Below are 3,773 nucleotides of genomic sequence, written 5' to 3'. Positions count from 1 at the left end.
AGATCAACGCAACGCCCCTTTCCTTCGCTGCTGCGAAGAAGAGCCGTACGCCCCTAGTCGAGATCGACGCGCGAGGCGCCCAGGCGACGGTGACCCCGGCGCCCCCGTGCCCGTAGTTGTGGACCACCCGGCCGCCGCCCGGCAGGTCCTCCGCCTCGATCCGTACCCCCGCGTCCCGCGCCGGGCGGAGCCCCACCCGGTGCCCGAGGACCCGGGCCCCCGCGATCTCGGGCCGTATCCGCGCGCACCGCGCCACGATGCCGGCCGCGATGCGCGGGTCCGGCTCCGTGGACCAGTCGTCGTCCTGCGCCGTCCCGCCCAGGACCAGCCCGTACGGCTGCGGGAACACGTACGTCGTCCAGCCCGTCGCCGGATCGGGAGCGGCGGACCACTCGGTGATCCCCGGGTTCTCCACCAGGACGAGCTGGCCCCGCACCGGACGCATCCCCTCGTCCGACGCCAGCGCCGCCGCCCCCAGCCCGGCACAGTCGACCACCACCTCCGCCTCGGCGGCGGCCTCCCCGAAACCGCTCACCGTACGCCGCTCGACGCCGCCCCCGGCCGCCCGCAGCCGCCGCTCCAGCCAGGCCAGGTGGTCGGGCATGCTGATCAGCGGAAGCGTCACCCGCAGCCCCTCGGCCACCTCCACCGCCCCCCGGAGCTGCGCCGCCCAAGGGCCCAGCCCGGCCAGGCGCTCGCCCAGGTGGAGCCCGGCCACCATCCGTACCCCGGTCTCCTCCGGATCGGCCGCCAGCTCCTCGTGGACGGCGAGCGTCTCCAGGGCCCAGCCACCCACCGACCGGGCCGGCTCGATCCGGTAGGGCCACCACAGGGCACCCGCCACCGCCGATGTGGTGTCCCCGGCCGCTTCCCGCGACCAGACCCGCACCCGGTGACCCCGTTCGGCGAGCACCACCGCCGTGGTCAGCCCGCTGACCCCACCGCCCACCACGATCACGTCCGGCATATCGCCACCCCTGTCCGTTCCGTCGCCCGTCCGCACCCGCACCGGCGACCCGTACACCTACCCGCACCCTGTCATCCCGGAAGCCGGCGCGGTCAGTGTCCGCCCCGAGGAGGCTCGCAGTCGGTGCCGTCGGGGTAGCCGCCGAAGGCGTCCGCGGTGGTGGCGTCGCGGCTCATCGTCCCTTCCACGCACCACGGGGAGGCGTCGAAGACGATGAGGAAGCCGACCCCCGTCGGGCCGTTCTGGTACGCCGTCCCGGTGCGGTAGCCGAGTCCGTCGAGCGCGTCCCTCACGTGCTGCGGCACGAAGTCCCCGCGCTCGCGCAGCGGTTCGAGAGCGCTCTTGACGCGTCCGGTGACCGCGAGCCCGTCGCAGCGGCTCTGGCCGTGGAGGGGGAACGGAACTCGGAATCCGTGGTTCTCGGCGTAGTGGTCGGTCGGCGCGGCGGTCGCGGCAGGGGTGGCACCCGCCGGAGCCGTCGGCCCGGGGTCCTCGCCGGGGCAACGGAAGTCCCCCGACGCGCTGGGCGTAGGAGACGGACTCGGCGCCGCCTCCGTCGAGTCCCCGACCCGATGCATCCCGCATCCCACCACCGCCAGCAGGACCGAAGCCGCCAGCGGCAGTCTCCAGTACCCGGTCCTTCTCGATGTCGTCATCGGCCGATCCTCCACCCCGTCGCGGCGGGACTCATGGGTCCCGTCACTACGACGACGGGACGGTCCGGTCACGTTCCGGTGACGGGCGGCGAAGGCGTCACCCGGCTCTCGCCGCAGCGCGCACCCCACCCCGGACCCGGGTCCGGACCGAATGACGGACGGGCCGCCCGGAACGCTTAGGATCGACACCCTGATGACTGCCACTCTCGTCGCCAAGGACCTCGCCGCCGGACACGGCGACCGCACGCTCTTCGCCGGGCTCGACCTCGTCGTCGCCCCCGGGGACGTGATCGGTCTCGTCGGAGTCAACGGGGCCGGAAAATCCTCCCTGCTCCGGCTGCTCGCGGGGCTCGACCGGCCCGAGGAGGGGGAGCTGCGGCTCTCGCCCCCCACCGCCAACGTCGGCCACCTCCCCCAGGAGCCCGAGCGGCGCCCCGGGGAGACCGTGCGGGAATTCCTCGCCCGCCGCACGGGCGTCGCCGACGCCCAGGCCACCATGGACGCCGCGACCCAGGACCTGGTGGACGGTGCGCCCGGCGCCGACGACGCGTACTCCGAGTCGCTGGAACGCTGGCTCGACCTCGGCGGCGCGGACCTGGACGAGCGGGCCGAGGAAGTGGCCGCCGACCTCGGTCTCACCGTCGGCCTCGACCTGCCGATGACCGCGCTCTCCGGCGGGCAGGCCGCCCGCGCCGGTCTTGCCTCGCTGCTGCTCTCCCGGTACGACGTCTTCCTGCTGGACGAGCCCACCAACGACCTCGACCTCGGCGGTCTGGAGCGCCTGGAACGCTTCGTCTCCGGTCTGCGCGCCGGTACGGTCGTCATCAGCCACGACCGCGAGTTCCTCACCCGCACGGTCACCAAGGTCCTCGAACTCGACCTCGCCCAGCAGCAGATCAACCTCTACGGCGGTGGCTACGCCTCCTACCTGGAGGAGCGGGAGCGGGCCCGGAACCACGCCCGCGAAGAGTTCGAGGAGTACGCCGACAAGAAGTCGGCCCTCGAAGGCCGTGCCCAGATGCAGCGGGGCTGGATGGACAAGGGCGTGAAGAACGCCCGGCGCAAGGCCACCGACTCCGACAAGCTGGGCCGCAAGTTCCGCAGTGAGGCGAGCGAGAAGCAGGCCGCGAAGGCCCGGCAGACCCAGCGCATGATCGAACGCCTGGACGTCGTCGAGGAGCCGCGCAAGGAATGGGAGCTCCGGATGGAGATCGCCACCGCGCCGCGCTCCGGCTCTGTCGTCGCCACTCTGCGCGAAGCCCGCGTGGTCCGGGGGGACTTCGCCTTCGGGCCCGTCTCGCTCCAGGTGGACTGGGCCGACCGTGTCGCCATCACCGGAGCCAACGGGGCGGGTAAATCCACCCTGCTGGCGGCGCTGTTGGGGCGGCTTCCGGTCGACTCCGGCTCTGCCGTGCTCGGTTCGGGGGTGGTGGTCGGAGAGGTCGACCAGGCGCGCAAGCTCTTTCTCGGTGACGAGACCCTGCTGGCGGCTTTCTGTGCGGCCGTCCCGGACACCGAGCCGGCCGAAGTGCGCACCCTGCTGGCCAAGTTCGGGCTGCGTGCCGACCATGTGATGCGCCCGGCGACCACGCTGTCGCCCGGTGAGCGGACCCGCGCGGCACTCGCCCTGCTCCAGGGCAAGGGCGTCAACCTGCTGGTACTGGATGAGCCCACCAACCACCTGGACCTGCCGGCCATCGAGCAGCTGGAGTCGGCGCTCGACTCGTACAACGGCACGCTGCTGCTGGTCACCCACGACCGGCGGATGCTGGAAGCGGTCCGTACGACCCGGCGCATCGAGGTCGCGGACGGGCGGATCACGGAGCTCTGAGGCCCTCCCCGCACGGGCGGGCGGATCACGCGGCTCCGTCGTCGAGCGCACGACACGCGGACGGGCCGGCCCCTCGGGGCCGGCCCGTCCCACGTCATCGGTCAGCGCTTCCGGCCGCCCTGGCCCGGGTCCGTGAGGCCGGCGCGCCGCAACGCGTCCGCCATCGCGCTGTTGGCGGGCGCGGGCGCCGCCGAGGGCCGTGCGCCGCCCGTACCGCCGCCGCGCCGTTCACCGCCCTGACGGCGTCCGCCGCCGTCCGACTGGCGCTGGCGCGGAGGCTTGCCGCCCTGGCCCGGTGCCGCGGCGTCCCGCTCGCGCC

General features: G+C 73.8%; 4 protein-coding genes. 1 reads left to right on the top strand and 3 read right to left on the bottom strand.

Features of this window, described 5'->3' with window-relative positions:
- A partial coding sequence (locus tag ACWD3D_RS34525) for an FAD-dependent oxidoreductase (protein ID WP_451464644.1) occupies positions 1-967 on the bottom strand: 967 nt, incomplete at its 3' end.
- Between the two features lie 92 nt (positions 968-1,059).
- Positions 1,060-1,623 carry a hypothetical protein gene (locus ACWD3D_RS34520; RefSeq protein ID WP_451464643.1) on the bottom strand — a complete coding sequence of 188 codons (564 nt, stop codon included), beginning with the start codon at positions 1,621-1,623 and terminating at the stop codon, positions 1,060-1,062.
- Positions 1,624-1,816: 193 nt separating this feature from the next.
- Between ACWD3D_RS34520 and ACWD3D_RS34515 the strand changes: the two genes are divergently transcribed.
- Positions 1,817-3,454: an ABC-F family ATP-binding cassette domain-containing protein gene (locus ACWD3D_RS34515; protein WP_451464642.1), complete on the top strand. Its 1,638-nt coding sequence runs from the start codon at positions 1,817-1,819 to the stop codon at positions 3,452-3,454.
- A 101-nt stretch (positions 3,455-3,555) separates the two neighbouring features.
- Here ACWD3D_RS34515 and ACWD3D_RS34510 read toward each other — a convergent pair.
- Positions 3,556-3,773, bottom strand: a 218-nt coding sequence (locus ACWD3D_RS34510; RefSeq protein ID WP_451464641.1) for a hypothetical protein, incomplete at its 5' end; no start/stop codon positions are given.

The organism is Streptomyces sp. NPDC002690 (assembly GCF_053592415.1).
The sequence above is the reverse complement of the archived record's forward strand: the minus strand, read 5'-3'. Positions and strand labels throughout refer to the sequence as shown.

Bases quoted from the DNA above. Each gene is read 5' to 3' on its own strand.
- ACWD3D_RS34520 (WP_451464643.1), bottom strand. From the start codon at position 1,623: ATGACGACATCGAGAAGGACCGGGTACTGGAGACTGCCGCTGGCGGCT.
- ACWD3D_RS34515 (WP_451464642.1), top strand. From the start codon at position 1,817: ATGACTGCCACTCTCGTCGCCAAGGACCTCGCCGCCGGACACGGCGAC.